This window comes from Streptomyces sp. NPDC026522, assembly GCF_055567555.1.
The window spans coordinates 152,846-173,768 of sequence record NZ_JBVHQF010000013.1 but is presented as its reverse complement, the minus strand read 5'-3'; the positions used below and the strand labels follow the sequence as shown (position 1 = coordinate 173,768).

The window sequence follows — 20,923 nt, the reverse complement described above, 5'->3', positions numbered from 1 at the left end:
CACAACTGACCGTCTAGTGTTCCTCAGCCCCGCACCGCGCTGAGGAGCTCGGGGTACGTCCGAAGCGCGGCGCGCTTTCGTCATCGAGCTGCTCCAGGAATATCCGCGCTCACGACGCCGGCCGGTTGACCCTACCGAGGGAGCGCCGTCTCCTGACTCTTGGGCGACGTGACGGCTTCAAGGGCCAGGAGACGGCATGCCGCGACCGCCGTTCCGGGGCGGCCGCGGCGTTCAAGGCAGCAGCACCATCAGACACGATGCTTACAGCGTTCCCTGCCCGGACACGGCTCGAACGCTTCCCGTATACCCGTCTGGAGAACCGGCCGGAATTTCGGCCGGTCGGCTGGGCCACGGGGGCGTCTTGGTGTGCCGGCTGCGCGGGACGCGCCTCGATCCCGGGGCCCCCAGAACAGGCCATGCGGTGTGGCCTGTGGGCAGCGTGACGGTGATGCGGCGCATGTTCTGTCCGGGGATGTGGAGGACGGTGATGCAAGTTCCGGCTGAGCCGGGGAGGTGAGGGCCCTCCGGGTTCGTGTGGAGTGCGACATCTACACCGGCCGGAAAGGCCCTCGCGGCACACCGTAACCCAACCCAGACGGGGCCCGGACGGCCGTACATGGCCCGCTGCGTGGTCGAGGACGGGCGGCCGCTGCGCCGGACCGTCGAACGCTTCCAGGTCACACCACCATCGGCGATCGGTGGGCCGCCCGTTATCGCCGACCCCGCCGACAGGACTGAAGAGGTGGCCCGGGTCACCGACCCGGCCCAACTGCCGTAACCGGCTCCCTGCCCGTGCTGTTCGAAGGGGCGTGCCGTACTCCCTGCGGCAGGTCCACACTCACTAGGAGATTTTGATGTCGCGTATCACAAAGGCCTTCGCGGTTACCGCCTCAGCCGCTGCCATCCTCGCCGGCGGCGCCGGCCTGGCGGCCGCGGACGCCACCGCCGAGGGCGCTGCCATCGGCTCCCCCGGCGTCCTGTCCGGCAACGTCGTCCAGGTCCCCGTCCACATCCCGATCAACGTCTGCGGCAACACCGTCAACGTCGTCGGCCTCCTCAACCCCGCCTTCGGCAACGTCTGCATTAACAAGAGCGGCGGCGACAAGCACCACTACAAGGGCCAGCAGCACGGCGAATACTGACAGGCCCCTGGCCTGCCAGCAGCCACAGTCTCGCACTCAACAGAGCACGCAATCCTCCCAACCAGCCGCACAGCACACCCCCTGAGCGATCCGGCCTCCCCCACCTCTAAAGGAGGCCGGATCGCCACCCCACGGTGCACGTTCCGCCCCCAGAAGTGGGACACTCCCCGCAACGTCGGAGCTGGGCGTCACCCCGACCACGCAGCCGTCCACGCCGGGACGCCGCGAGTTCGGCTCTGCGGAACCGCCGACCCTGCTGGAGCGACGCAGGGTTAGGTCAGGTCGTGTCGGGGCGTCGAAGTCGACCGTGCATCGCCGGTTCCTGATCTGGTCGCGTGCCGGTGTCTGGGGCCGGCTGAGGTTCCTCAAATTGACCATGTAGGACACGGTCTTAGGGAATCGTCAGGGGGCGGGCGGTGAGGAGGCCGTGGGTGCCGGTCAGCAGGAGCAGGGCCGTGGGTTGGTGCTGGAGGCCGGTGACGGTGAGGTGTCCGCCTGTCGCCTCAAGGCGTCGACGGAGCACGAGCAGGAGTTTGAGGCCGCTGGAGTCCATGAAGGAGACGCCCGACAGGTCCAGCTGCAGCATCCGGCTATCCAGCGGAATGTCGGCTGCGGCGTGGGTTGCCTTCTCGAGTTCGGGACGGCTCTGGACGTCCATGTCGCCGGTGACGATGATCAGGGTGTAGGTGTGGTGGTGCCGGCGGGTCACCACGGTGAAGTCGTTCATGGTCCCCCAGTGGATCGGGGTCAAGCCCATCAGGCCGCCCGGCGAAGGGGGCGTCGAGCAGACGGCATAGGGCCGCGTGCAGTCGAGCAAGACAACCCGTACCGCGACCCGGTCACCACATGACCCTCAAGGGCGGCGCGGGGCCTCCTACCAGACCAGGCTGGTTGTCCACGCAGCCTGGCACACATCAGGCACCATCCACCACCCTCCCCGCACCAAGGCAGGACAGGGACAGGCAGGCCGCCTCCGGCATTACGGCTTCCCCACCGCCGCGCGTAGGTGCCGGCGCGGCCGGCCCGCGCCGCTGCACGGCGCGGGCCGATCTGTGCACCATCGAGCACGGGACGTCGGCGCACCTGCAGATGTTCGCCGGCCCAAGTTCGCCGAAGCCAGCGATTGGCTGACCATCTGCTACCTGCCGCCCTACACACCCGGCTTCAACCCCGTCGAAGGGATCTGGTCCCTCCTGCGACGCGGCTGGCTCTCCAACGCCGCCTTCAGCACCCGCGCACACCTCATTCAGCGTATCCGCCGCGGCCTACGACACATCCAGTACCGCAGCGACCTCATAGACGGCTGCCTCGCCGAGTCCGGCCTGACCATGAGACCCACCTGAACGCACCACATGATGACGGGCAACCTTCAGCACCTGTGCCGCGACATGCTTGTTCACCAGCTCGGGGTCCCCTACACAGCGCTGTTCCGATCCTCCGGGAGCTGGCAGACATCCAAAGTGGCGTGATCACGCTTGCGCCTCCCATGTCCAAGTAGCAGCCCCCTCGATGGGGTGGTCCCGGCGTTGCGAACGGAACCGACTGGCGGCTGCCGGACCGGAACACCGTCGGCGGGCCCGCCGGTGCGGCAGCCTCCACATTCCCGCCAGCAGCGGCCTGTACGGGCGGCTGCCTGCGCCTGGCGGATGTAGGAGTGGAGATGAAGTGGCCTGGGGGGCTACGAGGCCGACGGTGCCATCAGGAGACAAAAGGATCGTCGTCCGTGGAATAGGGGCGGTGCGGCGGGTGGCGTGCCGGTGGACGGGAATCAGGTGCCAGCGTGCCACCGGTGATCGGGCAGAAAGGTCACGTCGTACTGCTGGGGGACGGTGACGAACTTGCCGGGTTCGGGAACGACTGGTTTGCGGGGCAGGGTGAGCGCGTCGGTGGGGGCGCCGAAGTTCTCGAAGAACCGCTCGAACGTGCGGCCGGGGCCGGCGGCCACGCCGACGACCCGGCTGTGGTGGCGCTCCATGCGGTATGCGTGCGGGCAGTTCTTGGGCACGAAGCCGAAGTCGCCCGGGGTCAGCAGCTTCTCGTGCTGGTTGCCCTGCAGGTCCTCGACGAAGAGCCGGACCGCGCCGTCGGCGATGTAGAAGACCTCATGGGTGTCGGGGTGGGAGTGTGCCGGGATGATGTCGCCCTTGGGGCCTTCAACGGTAAAGAAGTTGAAGGAGTTCTCGGTCTGCTCGCCGCCCGCGTAAATGGTGACCAGGTCGCCGAAGAGATGGGCGCGGTCGCCGTGCCCCTTCTCGATGAAATAGGGCGTGCCCGGCTCGGCGGGGATGTGTGAGCGGGTGCGGTAGCGCGTGGTGTATTCGATGGTCATCTGTGGTCTGCCGATCGTCGTAGGGAAGCGGATGACACTCATGCGAAGTCCGGCCGTGTACGCGGCAGGGCCGACGCAGGAGCTGATCAGGCCGCCCTTTTGAGGGTTTCGGACACTACGGCCTCGTATCCGACGCGCCCGTGGGCAGTCAAACCGCGTTCCGACCCCATTCACGCTATGCCGAGGAGCGGGGCACACCGCCTATACTTGGGACACGTCATGAAGAAATACGGACAGGCTTGTCAGGGCTCATCTGCGCGGGACTTCGCGGCCATCCCCTACCGTCCGACGCCGGGCACGCCGCCAGGCATAGAGGTGCTGCCGCTTGAGCGTCTCACCGAACGTGCCCACAGCCACGGCGTCGACCCCTACCGGCCCAGTCGCCCCGTCTTCCACCTGCTCATGCACGTTGAGGCGGGCATGCTGCGCTGCTCGGTCGACTTCAGTACGGACGAGGTCTCTCCGGGCGACTGGCTGTGGGTACGGCCCAGCCAGGTCGTGGAGTTTCTGACCCCGCTGGACCGCGCCAGGGGCACCGTGGTCGTCTTCCCGGCCGGTTTCCTCAGCGATGCCACCGCCACGCTCACCAGCCCCTCCGAACACGGCCGCCCCCGGCATGGGACCCCCTCCCTCCGGCAGGCGGAGTCACTGTGCCGTGTCCTCAACGCTCTCGAAGACGAATACGCCCGCCTTTCCGATCTGCCGTTGACGGCACACATCGAGACGCTGCGGCACCTGCTGTCCGCCCTTCTGATCCGTCTCGCCCACGTGGACGGCTCCGCACTCCCGGAGGGTGCGGCCGGCGAGCCGTTCCGCCGGTTCCGCGAGGCCGTCGAGCAGGACTTCACCCTCACCCACCGCGTCGAGGACTACGCCGCACGCGTCGGCTACAGCACGCGCACTCTCACCCGCGCCACCCACGCCGCCATCGGATGCGGCGCCAAACGCTTCATCGACGACCGGGTCCTCCTGGAAGCGAAACGGCTCCTCGTCCACACCACCCTGACCCCCGCCGTCATCGGCGAGCGCATCGGCTTCAAACACCCGACCGCCTTCAGCGCCTTCTTCCGCAAGCGCACCGATACCACCCCCACCAAGTTCCGTGCCTTGGTCGTCAGCGCACCTACCGCACCAGTCCCCGGAAACGCCAACAGCCAGACCGCATCCGGATAGACCAAGAGGGCCCGAAGCTGTGAATCATGCCCGGACCCGGGATGCTCCCCCCCTGCCCGGTGTGCGGGGTGCTGACACGGAAGGTCCACGGATACCGCAGCGGGACCGTGGCGGATGTGCCGGTCGACGGCCGGAAGGTCGTGGCCCATGTCCCTCGCTTCCGTCCGTTTTCCCGCCTTCCCTGGACAAGCGGACGGCGGCCCGGTCCGGGCCGAGGCAACCTCCGCCTGCTCCGCCCTGGCGCATCGAGGAGGCGCGCGGCACGCCCCGGATGCACCCTGACCGTTTTCGGGGCGAATCGGGGGCATTCGGCCGTCGTTGGGACCCGTACGCCACCGGTCCACGCGGGGTTTCGTGCGGTGGCCGGGGAGCCGGGAAGGTCAGCCGGAGGTGGCGAGTGCCCGGGCGGGCTGCGTCTGCTCGTAGGCGTGGCCGACCCGCAGGAGCGTGGGCTCTCCGAGGGGCCGGCCGAGCAGCTGCATGCCGATGGGCAGGCCCGCCTCGTCGTGGCCTACCGGAACGGTCAGGGCGGGCACTCCGATGATGTTGGCGGGGGCGCAGAGGCGTACGTAGGCGTCGGAGACGCTCTCGGTGGTGCCGTCGGGCCAGGTGACGGTTTCCTCGTCAACCTCGACCGCGGACATGGGGACACTCGGGGCTGCGATCATGTCGACCTCCTCCAGCATCCGTGCCCACTGCGCGCGCATGAGCGTGCGGGAGCGCTGGGCCCGCAGGTAGTCACCGGCGCTCATCAGCTCGCTCGCCTCCAGGAGGATGCGGACGTCCTCCTGGTACCGCTCGGGGACCGTGCGCAGACTGCGCTCGTGGTAGGCGCCGGCTTCAGGCACCATCAGGCCCCACTGGGTGGCCTGGATGTAGCGGGTCATCGGGATGTCCACTTCGACGAGCCGCGCGCCCAGGGCTTCCAGTTGTGCGACGGCGTCGCGGACGGCGGTCTCCACCCGCGGGTGGACGTGGTCGAAGTAGTAGGTGCGCGGCAGGCCGATGCGTAGCCCGGTCAGGTCCGTCCCCGCACCGGGTCGGTAGTCCACGGCGGACACGGGCAGCGAGGCGGGGTCGCGCGGGTCGTGTCCGACCAGCGCGGTCAGGACCAGCGCGGCGTCCTCGACGGTGCGGGTGATCGGGCCGACGTGGTCCAGCGACCAGGACAGGGAGGTGACGCCGTGACGGGGGACGAGCCCGTAGGTCGGCTTGAGGCCGACGACCCCGTTGAGCGCGGCGGGCACCCGGATGGACCCTCCGGTGTCGGTGCCCAGGGCGAAGGTCGCGGTGCCCGAGGCCACGGCGACCGCGGAACCGCCGCTGGACCCGCCGGCGACCCGGCCGCGGTCCCAGGCGTTGCGGGTCTGCGGGGTGGTCAGGCCGAACGCGAATTCGTGGGTGTGGGTCTTGCCGAGCAAGATCGCACCGGCCGCGGCCAGCCGGGCGGCGACCATGCTGTCCGCTGTCGCGCGGTGGCCCGCGCGGACCCTGGAGCTGGCCGTGGTGGCCATCCCCTCGACGTCGATCAGGTCTTTGAGTCCCATCGGAATGCCGTGCAGCGGTCCCCGGTGGCGGCCCTGCGCCACTTCGTGTGCGGCTTCGACAGCCGCCCGGCGTGCCTGCTCCGCCGTGACCGTGACGTAGGCGCCGAGGTGGGGCTCCACCTCCTCGATGTGGTCGAGGACGGAGTCGACCAGTTCGACGGGGGACAGCCACCGGGCGCGTATAGCGTCCGCGGCGGCGGCGAGGGGCAGTTCATACGGTTGCATCGCGCTTTTCCTCCTCGTGCTGTGCGGCGCGGTAAGCGGTGGCGGGCGGGACGTCCGCGAAGTCCAGCTCGTGCAGGACCTTGACGACGCTGTGGATGTGGTTGGCGACCGCGGCGACGGCCGCGTGGCGCTCAGCGGGCAGGACCAGTCCGGTTCGGGCGGCCCAGCGGGCGGCCTCGGGTGGGGTGAGTTCATCAGCCGCCATGGGGTTCTGCCTTTCGGTGGAGGGGGGAGCGGCGGCGTGGCCGACGCTCGGAAAGCCGACGGGGCGCCGGCCGGTGGCTCGCGCCGGGTCGGGCGCGTAGGTTCGTCCGGCGAGCGGGCCGCGCGGTCAGGTCGAGCCGACGGGCAGCTCGGCGCCGGGCTCGGCGAGGAGCCGGTAGCGGCCGTTCTCCCGACGGACGGTGCCACCGGTGGGCTGCGGGAAGTGGGTACCCAGGAGCAGCGCGTCGGTGTCCGTCAGGGCGTCCAGGAGCCGGGCGCGGGTGCGGACGGCCTGGGCGGGGTCGATGTCGACGCAGCTGTTCACGTGGGGGTGGGACAGCTGGACGGGGTGGTGGATGCTGTCGCCGGTGATCAGCGCGCGGCGGTCGGTGCCGCGCAGTTCCACGGCGACTTGTCCCGGGGTGTGGCCCGGGGCGGGGAGGAGGAGGACACCGGGGGCCACCTCGTGCCCTCGCCCGGGGACGTCCACGAGGTCGTACTGTCCGGCGTCGCGGACGGGGGTGACGGAGTCGCGGAACATCTGGCGTCGGGGCTCGTCCAGTTCGGCGGTGGCCCAGTGGTCCCACTCGGTGCGGCTCGCGAGGTAGCGGGCGTTGGGGAAGGTGGGGACCCAGTCCCCGCCGGTGAGGCGGGTGTTCCAGCCGACGTGGTCGGTGTGCAGGTGCGTGGTGATCACCAGGTCCACGGACTCGGGCGGGAAGCCGGTTGCCGCAAGGCGCTGCGGGAAGTCGGTGCGAAGGCCGTTCCAGGCGGGGTTGGCCCGCGGCTTGTCGTTGCCGATGCCGGTGTCGACGACGATCCGCAGCCCGCCGGCCTCCACGGCGAAGCTGTGGCTCGCCAGCCGCGGCACGTCGGCGTCGGCGAAGTCGGGGCGCAGCCACGGTGCCTCGTCCAGGACCTCCCTGGTCGCGTCCGGTAGCAGCCAGGGCCCGGTCTGGCGGGGCAGTTCGACCTCGTCGACGCGTCGCACGACGAGATCGCCGAGGTTCCAACCCGTGCTGGTGCGGAAGTCGGCAGGACGGGACGTGGTGGTGACCACCGGCAGGTCCTTTCTGATGGGGCGGCAGGGGAGCACCTCTCACCTACGGCGGCAAACGCAAATCTTTTGCGTTTGTCGCCGTAGGTGAGAGTAGACCTCGCACCCCGGAAAAAGCAAACGTTTAGCTTTTAGCGGCCCGAGGCCGGACTCGGGCCGAGCACCGTCGCCACGAGACGGTCGGTGTAGGCCGACGACAGGTCCGAGGGGCGGAACAGGATGCGGTACAGGAGGGGGGCGACGACGGCGTCCAGCAGGGTCTCCACGTCAGGCACGGCCTCCCCGCGCCCGGCCGCGCGCACCCCGATGGCCTTCAGCTGCTCGGCGGCGTAGTCGGAGCAGCGCAGCGCATTGCCCTGCTCGGGGTCCCCCAGCAGGGCGTCGCGGACGTAGGTGCGGCCCGCCGTGGAGGACATCTCCTCCGCGAACTGCACCGCCCACGCCGCCAGGTCCGCCCGGAGGTCACCGTGGTCGACCGGCGGGGCGTCGGGGCGCAACCGCTCGACGGCCACGTCCGACAGCAGCTCCCGCAGGTCCCCCCAGCGCCGGTAGACGGTGGACGGCGTCACTCCCGCGCGGGCTGCGATCAGTGGCACGGTGAGCGCGTCCCGGCCCACCTCGGCATCCAGATCACGCACGGCCTGGTGCACGGACTGCTGGACGCGGGCACTGCGCCCTCCGGGGCGCGAGGTGGGTCGGGCACTCATACACCCAGCTTAACGCGAAGCAATTGCATCTGCGTCTACCATCCATCCCCTCGACTGCGGGGCGACGCGGTCGACGAGTGCGCCCTAGCAGCGCGGCCAAATAGTGGCGAGCGGTCTTCGCCCGGGCCGCAGGAGTCGCGAGGACGTTCGCGGTGTAGGCGATGCCGCCGCACATCAGCGGCACCAGGTCGCCAGCGGTCACATCACCGCCGAACCATGGCAGCCATCGCGTGGAAGAACCGCACCTGCTCACCCTGGCGCGACCTGCCCAACGAGCTCGGCTCGTTCCAGACCGCCCACAAACGCCTGGTCAGGTGGGCCGTGGGCGGCCCCTGGGATAGCAGCCTTGCCGCAGTCCTGGCAGCGACCGAGGCTGCTGACGGCATCGGCTGGACCGTCTCGGTGGACTCCACCGTCTGCCTAGCCCACCAGCACGCCGCCGGAGCCAGGAAAAAGGGGCTCCAGGCCGGCCCGAACCCGACAACCACGCCCTCGGACGCTCCCGCGGCGGCCTGAGCACGGAAGTCCACCTCGCCAGCGACAGCCGTGCACGCCCCTCGCCCTTCGCGTCCCCGCGGGCCACACGGGCGACGCCCCAGCCTTCGAGACCGTCATGGCCGTCATCCGTGTTCCGCGAAGCGGGCCGGGGAGGCCGAGGACGCGCCCCGATGCCGTCCTGGCGGACCGCGCGTCCTCACCCCGCGCGATCCGGAATCACCTCCGCCGACGTGGAACAGTCCGCGCTGTCATCGCCCAGCCGTCCGGCCAGATCGGCCACCGTCGGCGGCGAGGCCGCGCCGGCGGTCGCTCACCGCTTTCGACGCCGACGCGTATCGGCAACGCAACGCGGTCGAGCGATGCATCAACCGGCTGAGCAGTGGCGTGGCCTGGCCATGCGAACGGACAAGCTCGCCATCGCCTACCAGGCTGCTCTCCACCTCGCCGCCATCGTCATGTGGGCACGGCGATGACGACGAAGCGACGGCGATTCAGTCGTAGAAGAAGAGCTCAAGGTCCTCCACGGATCCGGGCCCGGTGAGGAAGCCTTCAGCCTTCGCGATCTCGTCTTCTGGTGGCAGCTCACCCTTCAGGAGCTGACGCATCCAGATTTCTCCTTGCTCGCCGACCGCGTGGATGCCGGACAGCAGCTCGGTCATGCCGGCAGGGCTGGGCGGGATGTGTCCGGCCACGGGTTGCAGTACCCATCCGCCTGATCGGGCCGCGACCCGCACTACCCCGGCCCAGTTCGCGATCCTCCCGATGCGTACGTGCCACGAGTCCTCGGTGAACGGGGCCATCCGTCCGCCATGGAGAGGGTTCGTGGCGGCGCCGATGTCCCTGATGACTTGCCGTTCCACGGCGTCACGGACCCAACACCCCTCCTGCGCTTCTTCAATCGCGGCCTCCCACCACTTCCACCCGCCGTCGAGTCGGTCCGCGAATGTGTCCATGCGGACAGGCTTCCACGCGCGATGCCGTAAGCATCATGGGGGGGCGCCCATCAGCGGATCGCCCCAGCAAGGAGACAGGCTCTGACGAGCTCGTCCATGGTTGGCGGTGCGACGTCGAAAGGTGCAGGTCGGCCCGGTGGTCACTGTGGCTGATTGACCCCGCGGGTGAGGGTCTGCTGGTGTGAGAGCAGTGCGGCCACGGCCTGCAGGGTGTCGCTCGTGTGTTCGCGGCGGCCGAGGTGACGGGCGAGTGCTCGCCAGTTCTTGAGGTGTGCGATGCCGTGCTCGACACGGATGCGGCGTGAGGAGTGTGCCTTGCGCTGGCGTTCGTAGATCTCCTCGTACCAGTCCGGTGGGTTCTTGTTGAACTTGCGGTGCGAGGGCGTGACGACACGGCCGCTGGCCTGGGCGCCCAGACCCTGATAGCCGGCGTCAGCGAGGATCTGCACGGCCGGACCGTCGGCCAGGTGGAGTCGGCGTCGGCGTCGGTGGACCAGCCGGACAACTCGTCCTCCCCCGACGCGACATCGGCGAGGACCAGAGGTGGGTCATCGAGCCGGAACCGGCGCGTGGCGCCCCCCGTACCTTCCAGCGTCAGCGAGGCCGCCGGCAAGCAACGGGTACCGCGATCCTGTCGTGGGCCGGCAGACAGGCCACCACCCCCGTCGGGTCGATCTGGCAGCGACGAACAGGGTGCGCGCCGGGCCTGCTCAAGCTCACCGAGGAGGTCGGCGAGGTCGGACACCGGTCATCCCAGACCTGAGCGTCGAGGTCGAGGACGCCGTGTGCGCGGCGATGACAGAACGCGGCGCCGAGATCGTAAACCCGCTGAGCGACGGCGAGTGGGGTGTACGCCGCTTCTTCGTTCGCGACCCGAACGGCCGCGTGGTCAACGTCCTCAGCCGCCTCTGAGCCCTCCCGCCGCAGCGCGGCTGCCGGTCCATTCCCCGCCACCGCCCGAGCCGTCCCTCAAGGACAGCGTGCCCGGCCCACAGCCGCGACCACCGTCACGGGGACTGTCAAGAACGCCGCCGACCAGAACAGGGAACGGTACTCGTGCGCCTGAGCGGTGGAGGCCGCCAGCCCGGTGGCCACGGCGCTGCCCACGTAAAGCGCGACGCCGAACAGGGCCACTCCCGTCGCGCGGGCCGCCGGGCACAGGTCCGTCGCCCACAACTGGACCGTGGAGTGCATGAAGGACCAGCCGCCCCCCAGGAGCAGGGCGACCGCGACGAGCACCCCGGTGGACCGGCTGTGGCCGGCGAACAGGTACGCCGCAGCCATATGCACGCCGCCGGCCACGATCAGGCCCGCCGGAGACCACCGTCCGACGAGCCGCCTGACCACCTGCGCCGCCGCCATGGAACCGACCCCGTACAGGGCCGCGACCGCGCAGGCCAGGGTGACAGGAGCTCCGTGCGCCTCCAGCGCCGGGGCCAGGTACGCCGCTCCAACGATCCCTTCCGGCCCAATACGGAGCCACAAGGCCGGAAGGGATCACACTATGCCTTGTCGATGAAGAACTTTTCGTCGCCGCCGTTGGCGTTGTACTGGCAGTGCACCGTTCCGCCGGGGCCGGTGGCGGCGGTGACCCCGCTGCCGGTCACCAAGCGCAGGAAGATGTTTGTGAAGGTCGCCGACTCGAAGGAGAACGAACCGTCGCTCTGGGCGCGCGCACGGAACTTCTCATAGGGGCCAATGAATGACTGGCAGTTGACCGTACCCCCGCAGCTCATGTTGGTGGGGACCCCGGTGCCGTCCATGCGCAGGAACACGCTGGGGAAGGCCACGGACTCGAACGCGTACGAGCCGTCGGCCTGCGGCCGGACCTTGAACGCGGTCCAGGCGCCGGTGCCGTACTGACAGTTGACCTTACCGCCGCCGGGATCGCTGGGGGCGGTCACGCCAGTCCCATCCATACGCAGGTACACATTCGGGTAGTGTGTCGACTGGATCGTGATCGGAGTGTCTCCGAGCTTCGCGAGGTCGGCTTCCGATAAAGCCATGCTGGCCGTTCCTTCCGTCTGGAGATAACGCGGACGAGATGGATGAGCGCCGTCGCCGCCACATTTCGCAGCGCTGATGTGATGGCAAGGAAGAGGGACATTTCCGTTCAGCGAATACCGCGTCGCAGCGGGAGCCTCCGGGTGAACCGATAAGCCCTACCGGCTCCGTGATCGACTTCCCGTAGCCTGCTAAGAGCTCGTAACACGATCTTGGCGAGTGTGGTCAGGTCATAGCGTTCGCCGGTTTCATGTTTGCCTCGGGAAATCCACCATGCCTTCGGACCCTCCCGGTGGGGCTGCTCTCACGGCGGCCTGATCGTCTCTGAGTGATGCGGCGTGTGCTTCCGGTACGGTTCGCGGCATGACTGGCGTGTTCGACGTGGCCCAGGCTCTAGACGGCGGAATCACCGACCAGGAGCGGGCGTGGGCATTCGTCCGCGGCTTCGCCGCTGCTTGGGATGAACCGTTGACCGAGGACGGCGGCACGCCGGCAGCGGAACTGGCGCGGGCCGAGGCGACGCTCGGCTGCTCCCTGCCGACCGCGCTGCGCGAGGTCTACACGCTCCTGGGTACGCGGTCCAGCCTGATCGCCAACCAGGATCCCCTGCTGCCGCCCGCCGAGATGTTCGTGCATGACGAGTGCGGCGGTGTCCTCGTCTTCCGCAGCGAAAACCAGGGCTGCGCCTTCTGGGGTGTGCGCCTGCGCGACCTTGATCAGGACGATCCGCCGGTGCTCGTCCAGGCGCGGCACGGCTGGGTGCCGTTCTTGGACCGGGTGTCTCTGGCATGCGTCGAGCTCGTACTGAGCGAGGCACTGTTCGGCGGTGGGGGTCGGCTGTACAACGCGTGCGAGCTGCCGGCGGACCTGCTTGGGGCGGTGCCCGAACACTTCCAGCGGGTCGCACTGCCCGATTACCCGACGTGGACGGGGCCGGAGGAATTTCCAGTGCGTTGGTTCTCCGCCCCCGGACAGTTGCTGCGCCAAGACGGCTTGGGCGCCCACAGCTGGCTGCACGTTCGGGGCCGGACCATGGCCGACCTGGAGGCGATCTGCCAGACCGTCCCCGGTCGGTGGGCCCTGGGATACACCGACTCACTGGACGCCGAGCCGCCGCCCTTCTGAAGCGTCATGATGGGGGCCTGTTGAGACGTCTCCAGCAAATGAGGCTGCAGGCCAGGGATACGAAGGCGTCGTGGAGTTCGGTGCGGCGTTCCCATCGGACGGCGAGTCTTTTGAAGTGGTGGAGTAGGGCGAAGGTCTGCTCCACCACGTAGCGGAGCTTGCCCAGGCCCTGGATGTTCGGGGCGCCCTTGCGGGAGATGACCGGCAGGATCCGGCGTTTGCGCAGCTCGTCGCGGTTGGCGTTGAAGTCGTAGCCCTTGTCGCCGAGCAGGGCCCTCGGGGCGTCTGCGGGAACGGCCGGGGCGCCCCGCGACGGGCGGGATACCGTCGACCAGGGCGAGGGTCTGGGTGACGTCGTTGACGTTTGCCGCAGCCGTGATGACCTTGAGCGGAGTGCCGTGTCCGTCGCAGATCAAGTGGTGTTTGCTGCCCGTCTTCCGCCGGTCGACCGGCGACGGACCGGTGTCGGAGCCCCCTTTTTCGCGCGGATGTGAGAGCCGTCCACGCAGGCCCTCGACCAGTCGAGGCGGCCGGCCGAGTTCAGTTTGGCCGGCAGGATCCGGTGCAGCTGGTCGAAGACCCCTGCCTGCTACCAACGTTCCAGGCGTCGCCAGCAGGTCTGCCCGGAGCCGAACCCCAGCTCCAGCGGCAGGAGTTGCCAGGCTATATCGTTGTAGAGGACCTGCAAGCATTGTCGGTCAGCCACCGGCCGTGGCCCCGGTGACTTCTCGGGCCAGGGTGGCAGCAGCGGCTCGATCAGTGCCCACAAGTCGTCGTCCACGATCCACGGCCGAGTACTCACAGGATCACGAACGGCCGAATCGTCACACCGGTCACGCCCGACCAGGACATTTCACCAAGATCCTGTTACGAGCTCTTAGGACCGGGGCGTAACTCACGGAACTGGATGTGCGTTGTTCGCCCCTCCTGGTTCGCCTCCCGCTCGCATTGGTTCCGGCGGTTCCCTGGAGGCAGGCGGCGGCTCGCCGAATGGCCCGCACCATGGATCAAGCCAGCCCGCGAGCGCGGCTATCTTCCCCCCCCCGGCTATCCCAGGCCGCCACGCGGCCGGCCCAGGCCCGCTACTCAGCCACCCCGAGGGCGGGCCTGGTACTCCTTCGCCTTGAGCCCGAGGCACGAGTTGGGAGGATCGCCCAGCCCAGTACCCTGCCGCGTCCCCTCTTACGGGGTGTCGCCGGGCCATGCCGCGGACTCTATGCATCACCTCGCAGGTGCCGGGCGATGTCAATATCGTCCTGCAGCGCGCTGAAACGAGGATACGGCTCTCGGGTTGGGTCCAGAACACAGACGTGGAGCTTGTCCCCTGCCTGCGGCGGCGCCACGTTTTCATCCCACCATGACGGGTGCTTCACCTGGTCAATGAACCCGAATACTCCCTCGGATCCATCCACTTCCACCCTCGAACCGACGGAGGCGACTCCGGTGATCGTCACGTCAAGTTCCTGATGCTGGTGAAATGTCACTTCGGCCCTCCAAATATCTTAACCCAACTGCGATTAAGTGTCAGTTCGTTAAAGCGGTCGAGTTTCTCTACCGGTATCTCAAATTCGATCCGTGGCTGGCCACCAGGCCCCTTGGTGTCATGGATTTTTGCGTGGCCGCCAAATTCTTCAAGGAATGACGGGTGCATTTCGTATTTGACCATTCCTCTGGCGAAGTTCACTCCTGTCGGACCAGCGTACTCGGCAGCCACAGCATGTTCACCAAAGTAGATCTTGCCGTCCGAGATGACTCCACCACCGATGTCCACCCCTGGCTGATGGTTGGCAGGATTCGGCCCGTGGTCCAGCTCGTACTGGGCGTGGGCCCCCTTGGGTGTGCGGTAGATCGGGACGTAGTCCGGGGCCAGTCCCAGGTAGTCCGTCCAAGCGTGCGGGTTCGCCACATAGGTGAAGGGGTTCGGCGCCGGGGTAAGGCCGAGGGGGTCCGAGGTGAGATAGCGGGCGTTCTCGGGGTCGTAGTGGCGGAAGTAGTTGTAGTGGAGGCCGGTCTCCAGGTCGGCGTACTGGCCCGGGAAGCGGAGAGCGGTGTAGGCGGTACTGTTCGCTGCCCAGGTGGTGAGGCCCCACAGCGTGGAACGGGTGTGCCATGCGACGTCGCCGGACTCGTCGATCAGCTCGGTGGGGGTTCCTATCAGGTCGGTGACGATTGCGAAGAAGCGGGAATCCACCTCTTCCCGCGACGCGTCGAGGATGCGTTCCGTCTGGGCTATGGGGCGGATGTCCTGGTGGTCCCAGGTGATGACGACGAGGTGCGGTTGCGCGCTGGAGCTACTGGTCTGCTCGCATAGTGTGTTCCCGTCCCAGGTGAAGTCGATCCGTTCCTCAACGCTCTGGCCATCCGCTGCCAGACGCAGCTTTGCCATGCGGCGCCCGAGGGGGTCGTAGAGGTAGCGCCACAGGGTGCCGTCGGGAGTGCTCGCCGAGATGAGACGGTCCTCGGCGTCCCATACGTAGCGCCATATGTCCGGTTGCCGGGATAGACGGGTCTTGCGCCGCACGGTGACGCGGCCAAGCCGGTCATGCTCGTAGCGCACGGCACCCGCTCGCGTGATCCGGTTGCTCTCGTAGGTGCGCTCACCGTTCGTCTCGCTGCCGGGATGGTCCGTCGGCCAGGAGGCGAACGTCTGGTTTCCGGCCTGGTCGTAGGCGTAGGTCTCGCTCCAGCCGACTGCGTGGACCGCAGTGACCCGACCGGCCGGGTCAAGCTCGTACTCCTGCCGTCCGCCTGCTGTGTCGTCGACCGCAGTGAGGTGGCCGTCGGCCCGATAGCTGTAGTTGCGGTGCCGTACGCGGATGTCAGCCCGGCCGGTTACGGTCTGGGCCGTGAGGCGCCCGGCGGAGTCGAAGGCGTGGTCCAGGACGAGGGAGTCACCGATTCGGCGTGTCACCTCACGGCCTACCGTGTCGTAGGTGAAGTCCATGCGGCGTCCGGCAGTGGTCATCGCCATGCGGCGACCGGCGCCGTCGTAACTCCACGTCGATGTCGCGCCGGTCGGCGTCGTGCGGCCAGTACGCCGCCCCAAATCGTCATAGGTGTAGGTCAGCCTGCGACCGCTGACGGTCTCCTCCAGGAGTCTGCCCTCGCGGTCGCGCAGCAGGGTGACCGTCGTCCCGTCGGGGCCTTGTGCGTGGGCGAGCTGGTCCGTGAGGTCGTAGGCGTAGGTGGTAACGCTGCCGTCCGCGTCCTTGCGGATAATTTGATCGAGTGCGTTGCGTTCGAACGTGATTTTCTGCCCCAACGCGTTGGTGCGGGAAGCGAGAGTTCCAGTGGGCTCGTAGGTGTAGGTGATCGTACGGTCGTCGAAGTCCGTCTCGGAGGTGAGGCGTCCGGCTGAATCGTAGGTGTAGCTCCAGGTCATGCCCTGCGGATTGGTAACCTCCGTCAGGCGCAGTTCGGCATCATGGCGGAAGGCATGGCGGACGCCGTCAGGTCCCGTGCGGGCTGTGAGCACATCAAACTCGGTGTACTCGAAGCGGGTGACCCCGCCGAGTCGGTCGGTGTGGCTGGTGCAGTTCCCCTCTCCGTCCCACGCCCACCTTTCGACGGCGCCATCCGCGTGAGTGCGACGGGCGAGTCGGCCTTCGACGGTCCACTGCAGGTGCGTGGTGGCACCCGCAGCGTCGGTGATGGCGGTGGGACGGCCGAAGGCATCCCGTACGAAGTAAGTGGTGGCACCGAGCGGATCTGTGACCTCTAAGGGAAGCCCGGCGCGGTCACAGCGGATGCTGGTCGTGTTGCCGAGGGGGTCGGTGACGGAGGTGAGACCACCTGCCTCGTCGTAGGTGGCGCGGGTGGTCCTGCCCAGCGAGTCGCTGGTCGAGACGCGGTTCGCGTGGTCGTCATAGGTGTACCGGACAACTTGGCCGTCGCCCCGCCTGATGTGGACAGGCAGGCCCAACTCGTTGTGTCGCGCTGTGCTTTCGCGACCGTCGGGGCGCACGATACTGACCAGGTTGCCGTCTTCGTCATAACCGTACGTGGTAGTGCGTCCGAGCGGATCCGTCCGAGCGAGGAGCCGGTTGCGGCGGTCGCGCGCATAGCGAGTGATGTGGCCGAGCGGATCGATGTCAGCCACGATCCGATAGGTTTCGTCGACGAGGTACCGGCGAGAATGGCCCTCGCCTGTAACGGCTTCAGTCACGCGGTGGCCCGTCGCCTCGTCGACGGCGTCGTAGGCCAGGCGCAACACCATGTGCCCCTCGTCGCCTCCCTCTGCGATGCAACGGTTCTGCTCGTCGTACACGTACCTATAGGACCGGTCGTTGGTGTCGGTCCAAGAGGTGATGCGAGCGCGGTCGTCGTAGGTGAAGCGCAGCGGAAGTCCGGAAGAGTTGATGACCTGCGTAAGGTTCCCCTCGGTGTAGCCGTAGCCGAGGACGCGCGGGCCGCCGTGAAGGTAGAGGGCGGTGATGCGGCCGTCGGCGTTATCGAACCTGAGTCGATAGCCTCCGGAGTGGGTGATTCCGAGTGGGGTGCCGTGTTCGTCGTACTCGAAGGTGACGAGGTTGCCGTTGCGGTCGTCGAGTTGCGCGATCGGGGCGATGCCGTCGCCGTCCGGATCGCCGGCGGCCGGGGCGAAACGGCGGACGTGCCCAGTGCTGGGGTCGGTGAGCATCCAATCGCCGTCCGGGGTACGTTCCAGGGGGCAGCGTGGCGCGGAGGCGGACAGTGGTAGGACTGCGACGCCAGGGGCCGGATGGGAATACGCCACGATAAGGCCGTCCTCGGTGACGAGCACGGCGCCTGCGGCATCGATCTCCAGGTGCTGGTCGATCGTTGATGCCCATGTCGGGCCGAACCAGCGGCCGCAGGTGTATCCCGACTCCGCGCGTCGGGTGAACGCCAGCGGCAAAGTTCCGGGCAGCACGATATCGGTCTGCGGCAGGAACATCCGGCCGGTGGCCAGGTCGACCGGGTCAGTCCCGTCGACCCGCTTCTCGTAGTCGGGTCGCTCACCCTTGTGCGGGCCGTCCGCGTCATTCGCACGCCGGCCGGGGCCCTTTGCGTCGTCGAGATGCTTGACGTCATTGAGGGGTTTGGCAACGGAACCGGCCTCTTTGAAGGCGTCGAGTCCCTTGGAGCCGATGAGCTGCGGAAGCAACTTGCCGATGCCTTCGTTGGAGTCCTTCATGAACTCGTCGAGGAACTGCTTGCCCGCGCCCCACGGATCGTTGACCGCAGTCACCAGGCCAGCTGCGGTCGAGTTGAGGCTCGTCGCGTACTCGGCGGGATGCGTCAGGTTGTAGGGGTCATATGGGTTCAGGCCCCTGGCGAAGTCCAGCATGCCGGCAGTGCCCTTGACCACGCCACCCGCCAGGTGCGTCATGGCAAGGCCGTTGTAGAGCATGCCGTTTTCGAACTGCTTGGCGTACGAGGGCTTGGGCGGGGCGGCCTCGCGTGCCGCGCGGACGGCTGTGGCGGCGGTTTGGGCCTGCTCGTTGCGTTGTTTGCGGGCGTTGTCGAGTTTGTCCTGCGCGGCGGTGGCCATGGCTGGGCCGGGGTCGTCGTAGGTTTCCGACGGGCGGGGCGGCAGGTGGTCTTTCTTGGCCCGGATGGCGTCGTTGTAGGTGTCGACGAGTTTCTTGTGCGTCTCGTAGGCGTCCTGGGATGCCTTCTTGGCCTGGTTGTACTCCTCCAGGGCCTCTTTGGCTTGGCCTTGTGCCCATTCGACGGTCTCGGCGAAGCGGTTCATGGCGTCGGCGGCCTTCCCGAACGCCTCGGCCGCCTTGAACCAGCGCGGCGGCTGCTTGGACACCGCCTTCGCGAACGCCTCGGCCGCCTTGCCCTTCAGACCGGCGGGCTCGGTCATGGCCTTCAGTCCGTTGCCGACCGACTCGAACGCCGTCTGGAAATCGTTCAGGTGTGAGACCTGCGCGCGGATCTTCGGCACGCTGCCGTAGACAAGCTTCTTCGGATCCTCAGTTTGGCCGAGTTCGAGTTCGGCGACGTTCGCGCCGAGTTGGTTGGCGGCGGAGCGGCTCTTGTCGCGGATCCAGTTCCCGGCGTCGTCCAGGCCGACGTCGTCGGCGAGGTCGGCGACCTTGTTCCCGCCCCATTGGACGACGACGCCGGCCTTCTCCGCGGTGTCCTCCGCGAGGTCCTCGACGGAGTCCGGTATGTAGTCACGCCAGCCCATCAGCCCTTGTTCCCATACTTTTCGGCCTGCTCGACCAGGTCTTTGATCGACCCGATCTTCCCCGTCGAGGTCACCGTGTCCTTGGTGTCCGACCAGGTCTTGTCGATGTCCTCGTTGCTCTTGATAACCGACTGCGGGCTGAAGTCCGGCTTGTAGACGTCGGCGCGGAAGATGTCACCCCAGGACTTCTCCTCGATCTCGTCCTCGCCGGCGTGCGGATTGCCGTACAGGGAGTTCGCACCGACCTTGAACGCACCCTGGAGGTAGTGGTCTTCCTCCCACACCGTTCCCGCGGCGATCCCCAAATTGGCGGCGAGCGCGGATGCGTCCAGGATGAGGGAGCGCACGCCCCACTCCCAGCCTTCGCAGAAGTCCTCGAAGTCCTTCGACAGGCCGCTGTGCCCGGTCTCCATCGCCGTCATCGACAGGTTCTCGAAACCCGCTCCCATCTCGGCTCCGGCCGCGTCCCCCGACTCGCGAAGCTCGGAGATCGCCGCCCGCAACCCCTTTTGGATCGCGGCCACCGCCTGCGGCGATACCTCAAGATCACCGTCACCCACCATCAGGCAACCACCCCAGGCCGGTCCTCGATGTCCACGGCACAGGTGTCGGGAACGATCCCGGCAACCGGCGGGAACAACATCGCCCCGTCCCCGTCCGCGACGTTCACCGCCACACCGGCAGGGCCGCCCACCTGGGGAACGATCGCGTCGACAAGACGCGCACCAAGGACCGCCAGATATGGCCACTCCCGGCCCGCGTCCCCACGCGCCACGGCAAACCGGGACAGCGCCTCCTCGTCGGTGAACGCGTACAACCAGCGCACACCACCCGACACCGCCGACATCAACCCGTCCACACCACCGGCCGAACCCGCCGCAAACGGAACCAGCAACACCGCCCGCCGAAACTCCCCCACCAGACGCCCGGGCTCCCCGCCCCCCTCACGGAACGCGGCTATCTCCCCAGCCAAACCCACAACCCCACGCCCCCCAGCAGGCCAACACACCCCAAAGACACGAACACTATCTTGATCAACAACACGGCCGAGCCTAACCAGCCACCACCCAAACAGCTCAGCGAATACCAGGACATCCCAGGCGAACGTGACCTGGCACGGGACCTGGTCCGACCAGCACTGCCTGCGCCTACGGAACGTCGCCCCGCCACACGAACCGGCCGACGTCGCCAGCGTCACGTTCCCCTTCGGCCGACTCACAGTCGGATCGGCCGCCCGGCCCGAACGCGCCGTGCTCCGACAGCAAAGCCGCCCCCCGTCGACAACTTCCTGCGGCCTCGGCCCGTCACGTCGAGCAGCATCCCGCCAAGGGCCGGGGCGGGGCACAGTGCTGTGCAGGGAGCGGTGAACCGGTTGCGCGAGAGTGTCGTGCATCGTCGGGTGGCACCACCGGATCGGTCTGGTCGCGGACATGTGGGGCGCACCAGTGCGACGTCCGTCGCCATCCGGCGCGCGCCGCCCAGTGGCGTCCACCTCGGCAGCTCTCCTGGGCGGCGTCCATCGTTGGCCAGGCGGCGCGGTAAGGATCGTTACCTCTCGGCTGGCGAATCGTTCCTCCAGGTGTCGCGACGCAATGCACACCGCTCCCCCGCGGTAGGCGACACCGGCCCAGGCAGTCACCCTTCCCCCCTGACTCCCGGGCCTCAACTCCTCTTCGCCCACACACGCCCGCCGCTGCCGCAGCCCGACCCCACGGGCTGTGCCCCTGGTTCTCTGTCAGCGCCACAGCCCTCCGTCCCGGTAGCCGGTAGTGGCCCGGTCCGTTACCGGGCCGGTCGGC

General features: G+C 68.1%; 17 protein-coding genes and 6 pseudogenes. 8 read left to right on the top strand and 15 right to left on the bottom strand.

Features of this window, described 5'->3' with window-relative positions; genetic code table 11:
- Positions 1-616 precede the first annotated feature (616 nt).
- Positions 617-717 (top strand): annotated as a pseudogene (locus tag ACZ4M3_RS29870) (IS481 family transposase); the annotation flags it as partial.
- 137 nt (positions 718-854) lie between these two features.
- Entirely contained in the window at positions 855-1,142 is a 288-nt protein-coding gene (locus ACZ4M3_RS29865; protein ID WP_467737859.1) for a chaplin, read from the top strand.
- A 391-nt stretch (positions 1,143-1,533) separates the two neighbouring features.
- On the opposite strand, the gene ACZ4M3_RS29860 is transcribed toward ACZ4M3_RS29865, so the two are convergent.
- Complete coding sequence (locus tag ACZ4M3_RS29860; RefSeq protein WP_467737857.1) at positions 1,534-1,869, bottom strand: STAS domain-containing protein; 336 nt, start codon at positions 1,867-1,869, stop codon at positions 1,534-1,536.
- Positions 1,870-2,245: 376 nt separating this feature from the next.
- Here ACZ4M3_RS29860 and ACZ4M3_RS29855 point away from each other — a divergent pair.
- Positions 2,246-2,485, top strand: a pseudogene (locus ACZ4M3_RS29855) (transposase); the annotation flags it as partial.
- 425 nt (positions 2,486-2,910) lie between these two features.
- Here the strand turns inward: ACZ4M3_RS29855 and ACZ4M3_RS29850 are convergent.
- On the bottom strand, positions 2,911-3,471 hold the full coding sequence (locus ACZ4M3_RS29850; protein ID WP_467737855.1) for a quercetin 2,3-dioxygenase: 561 nt from the start codon (positions 3,469-3,471) through the stop codon (positions 2,911-2,913).
- 219 nt (positions 3,472-3,690) lie between these two features.
- Between ACZ4M3_RS29850 and ACZ4M3_RS29845 the strand changes: the two genes are divergently transcribed.
- Positions 3,691-4,644: a helix-turn-helix domain-containing protein gene (locus tag ACZ4M3_RS29845; RefSeq protein ID WP_467737853.1), complete on the top strand. Its 954-nt coding sequence runs from the start codon at positions 3,691-3,693 to the stop codon at positions 4,642-4,644.
- A gap of 28 nt (positions 4,645-4,672) precedes the next feature.
- Positions 4,673-4,796: pseudogene (locus tag ACZ4M3_RS29840) on the top strand (transposase family protein); the annotation flags it as partial.
- Positions 4,797-5,024: 228 nt separating this feature from the next.
- On the opposite strand, the gene ACZ4M3_RS29835 reads toward ACZ4M3_RS29840, so the two are convergent.
- From ACZ4M3_RS29835 to ACZ4M3_RS29820, 4 genes are all read right to left on the bottom strand, one after another.
- A complete protein-coding gene (locus tag ACZ4M3_RS29835) occupies positions 5,025-6,416 on the bottom strand; it encodes an amidase (protein WP_467737852.1) in 1,392 nt (463 codons plus the stop codon).
- Positions 6,403-6,621, bottom strand: coding sequence for a hypothetical protein (locus ACZ4M3_RS29830; RefSeq protein WP_467737850.1), 219 nt, complete (start codon positions 6,619-6,621; stop codon positions 6,403-6,405). Before ACZ4M3_RS29830 ends, ACZ4M3_RS29835 begins: the two co-directional genes overlap by 14 nt.
- 126 nt (positions 6,622-6,747) lie before the next feature.
- Positions 6,748-7,680 carry an MBL fold metallo-hydrolase gene (locus ACZ4M3_RS29825; RefSeq protein WP_467737848.1) on the bottom strand — a complete coding sequence of 311 codons (933 nt, stop codon included), beginning with the start codon at positions 7,678-7,680 and terminating at the stop codon, positions 6,748-6,750.
- A gap of 128 nt (positions 7,681-7,808) precedes the next feature.
- A complete protein-coding gene (locus ACZ4M3_RS29820) occupies positions 7,809-8,384 on the bottom strand; it encodes a TetR/AcrR family transcriptional regulator (protein ID WP_467737846.1) in 576 nt (191 codons plus the stop codon).
- 204 nt (positions 8,385-8,588) lie between these two features.
- Between ACZ4M3_RS29820 and ACZ4M3_RS29815 the strand changes: the two are divergent.
- Positions 8,589-9,355: pseudogene (locus ACZ4M3_RS29815) on the top strand (IS5 family transposase); the annotation flags it as partial.
- Between the two features lie 18 nt (positions 9,356-9,373).
- Here ACZ4M3_RS29815 and ACZ4M3_RS29810 read toward each other — a convergent pair.
- Positions 9,374-9,835: a hypothetical protein gene (locus ACZ4M3_RS29810; RefSeq protein WP_467737844.1), complete on the bottom strand. Its 462-nt coding sequence runs from the start codon at positions 9,833-9,835 to the stop codon at positions 9,374-9,376.
- 140 nt (positions 9,836-9,975) lie between these two features.
- Complete coding sequence (locus ACZ4M3_RS29805) at positions 9,976-10,284, bottom strand: transposase family protein (protein WP_467737842.1); 309 nt, start codon at positions 10,282-10,284, stop codon at positions 9,976-9,978.
- A gap of 295 nt (positions 10,285-10,579) precedes the next feature.
- Here ACZ4M3_RS29805 and ACZ4M3_RS29800 point away from each other — a divergent pair.
- Positions 10,580-10,747, top strand: a pseudogene (locus ACZ4M3_RS29800) (VOC family protein); the annotation flags it as partial.
- A 57-nt stretch (positions 10,748-10,804) separates the two neighbouring features.
- Here the strand turns inward: ACZ4M3_RS29800 and ACZ4M3_RS29795 are convergent.
- Together ACZ4M3_RS29795 and ACZ4M3_RS29790 are read right to left on the bottom strand one after the other, a co-directional pair.
- Positions 10,805-11,320, bottom strand: coding sequence for an MFS transporter (locus ACZ4M3_RS29795; RefSeq protein WP_467737840.1), 516 nt, complete (start codon positions 11,318-11,320; stop codon positions 10,805-10,807).
- Positions 11,321-11,337: 17 nt separating this feature from the next.
- Positions 11,338-11,841 (bottom strand): fascin domain-containing protein, encoded by a 504-nt coding sequence (locus ACZ4M3_RS29790; protein WP_467737838.1) that lies wholly within the window; start codon positions 11,839-11,841, stop codon positions 11,338-11,340.
- 361 nt (positions 11,842-12,202) lie between these two features.
- Here ACZ4M3_RS29790 and ACZ4M3_RS29785 point away from each other — a divergent pair, with 361 nt between their 5' ends.
- Positions 12,203-12,964, top strand: a complete 762-nt coding sequence (locus tag ACZ4M3_RS29785; protein ID WP_467737836.1) for an SMI1/KNR4 family protein — start codon at positions 12,203-12,205, stop codon at positions 12,962-12,964.
- Between the two features lie 4 nt (positions 12,965-12,968).
- Here the strand turns inward: ACZ4M3_RS29785 and ACZ4M3_RS29780 are convergent.
- The 5 genes and pseudogenes from ACZ4M3_RS29780 to ACZ4M3_RS29760 all read right to left on the bottom strand — a co-directional run bounded on the left by ACZ4M3_RS29780 (position 12,969) and on the right by ACZ4M3_RS29760 (position 20,022).
- Positions 12,969-13,766 (bottom strand): annotated as a pseudogene (locus ACZ4M3_RS29780) (IS5 family transposase).
- A gap of 412 nt (positions 13,767-14,178) precedes the next feature.
- On the bottom strand, positions 14,179-14,418 hold the full coding sequence (locus ACZ4M3_RS29775) for a hypothetical protein (RefSeq protein ID WP_467737834.1): 240 nt from the start codon (positions 14,416-14,418) through the stop codon (positions 14,179-14,181).
- A gap of 26 nt (positions 14,419-14,444) precedes the next feature.
- On the bottom strand, positions 14,445-19,124 hold the full coding sequence (locus tag ACZ4M3_RS29770) for a putative T7SS-secreted protein (RefSeq protein ID WP_467737832.1): 4,680 nt from the start codon (positions 19,122-19,124) through the stop codon (positions 14,445-14,447).
- On the bottom strand, positions 19,124-19,687 hold the full coding sequence (locus ACZ4M3_RS29765) for a hypothetical protein (protein WP_467737831.1): 564 nt from the start codon (positions 19,685-19,687) through the stop codon (positions 19,124-19,126). Before ACZ4M3_RS29765 ends, ACZ4M3_RS29770 begins: the two co-directional genes overlap by 1 nt.
- Positions 19,687-20,022, bottom strand: coding sequence for a hypothetical protein (locus ACZ4M3_RS29760; protein ID WP_467737830.1), 336 nt, complete (start codon positions 20,020-20,022; stop codon positions 19,687-19,689). Before ACZ4M3_RS29760 ends, ACZ4M3_RS29765 begins: the two co-directional genes overlap by 1 nt.
- Positions 20,023-20,923 lie beyond the last annotated feature (901 nt).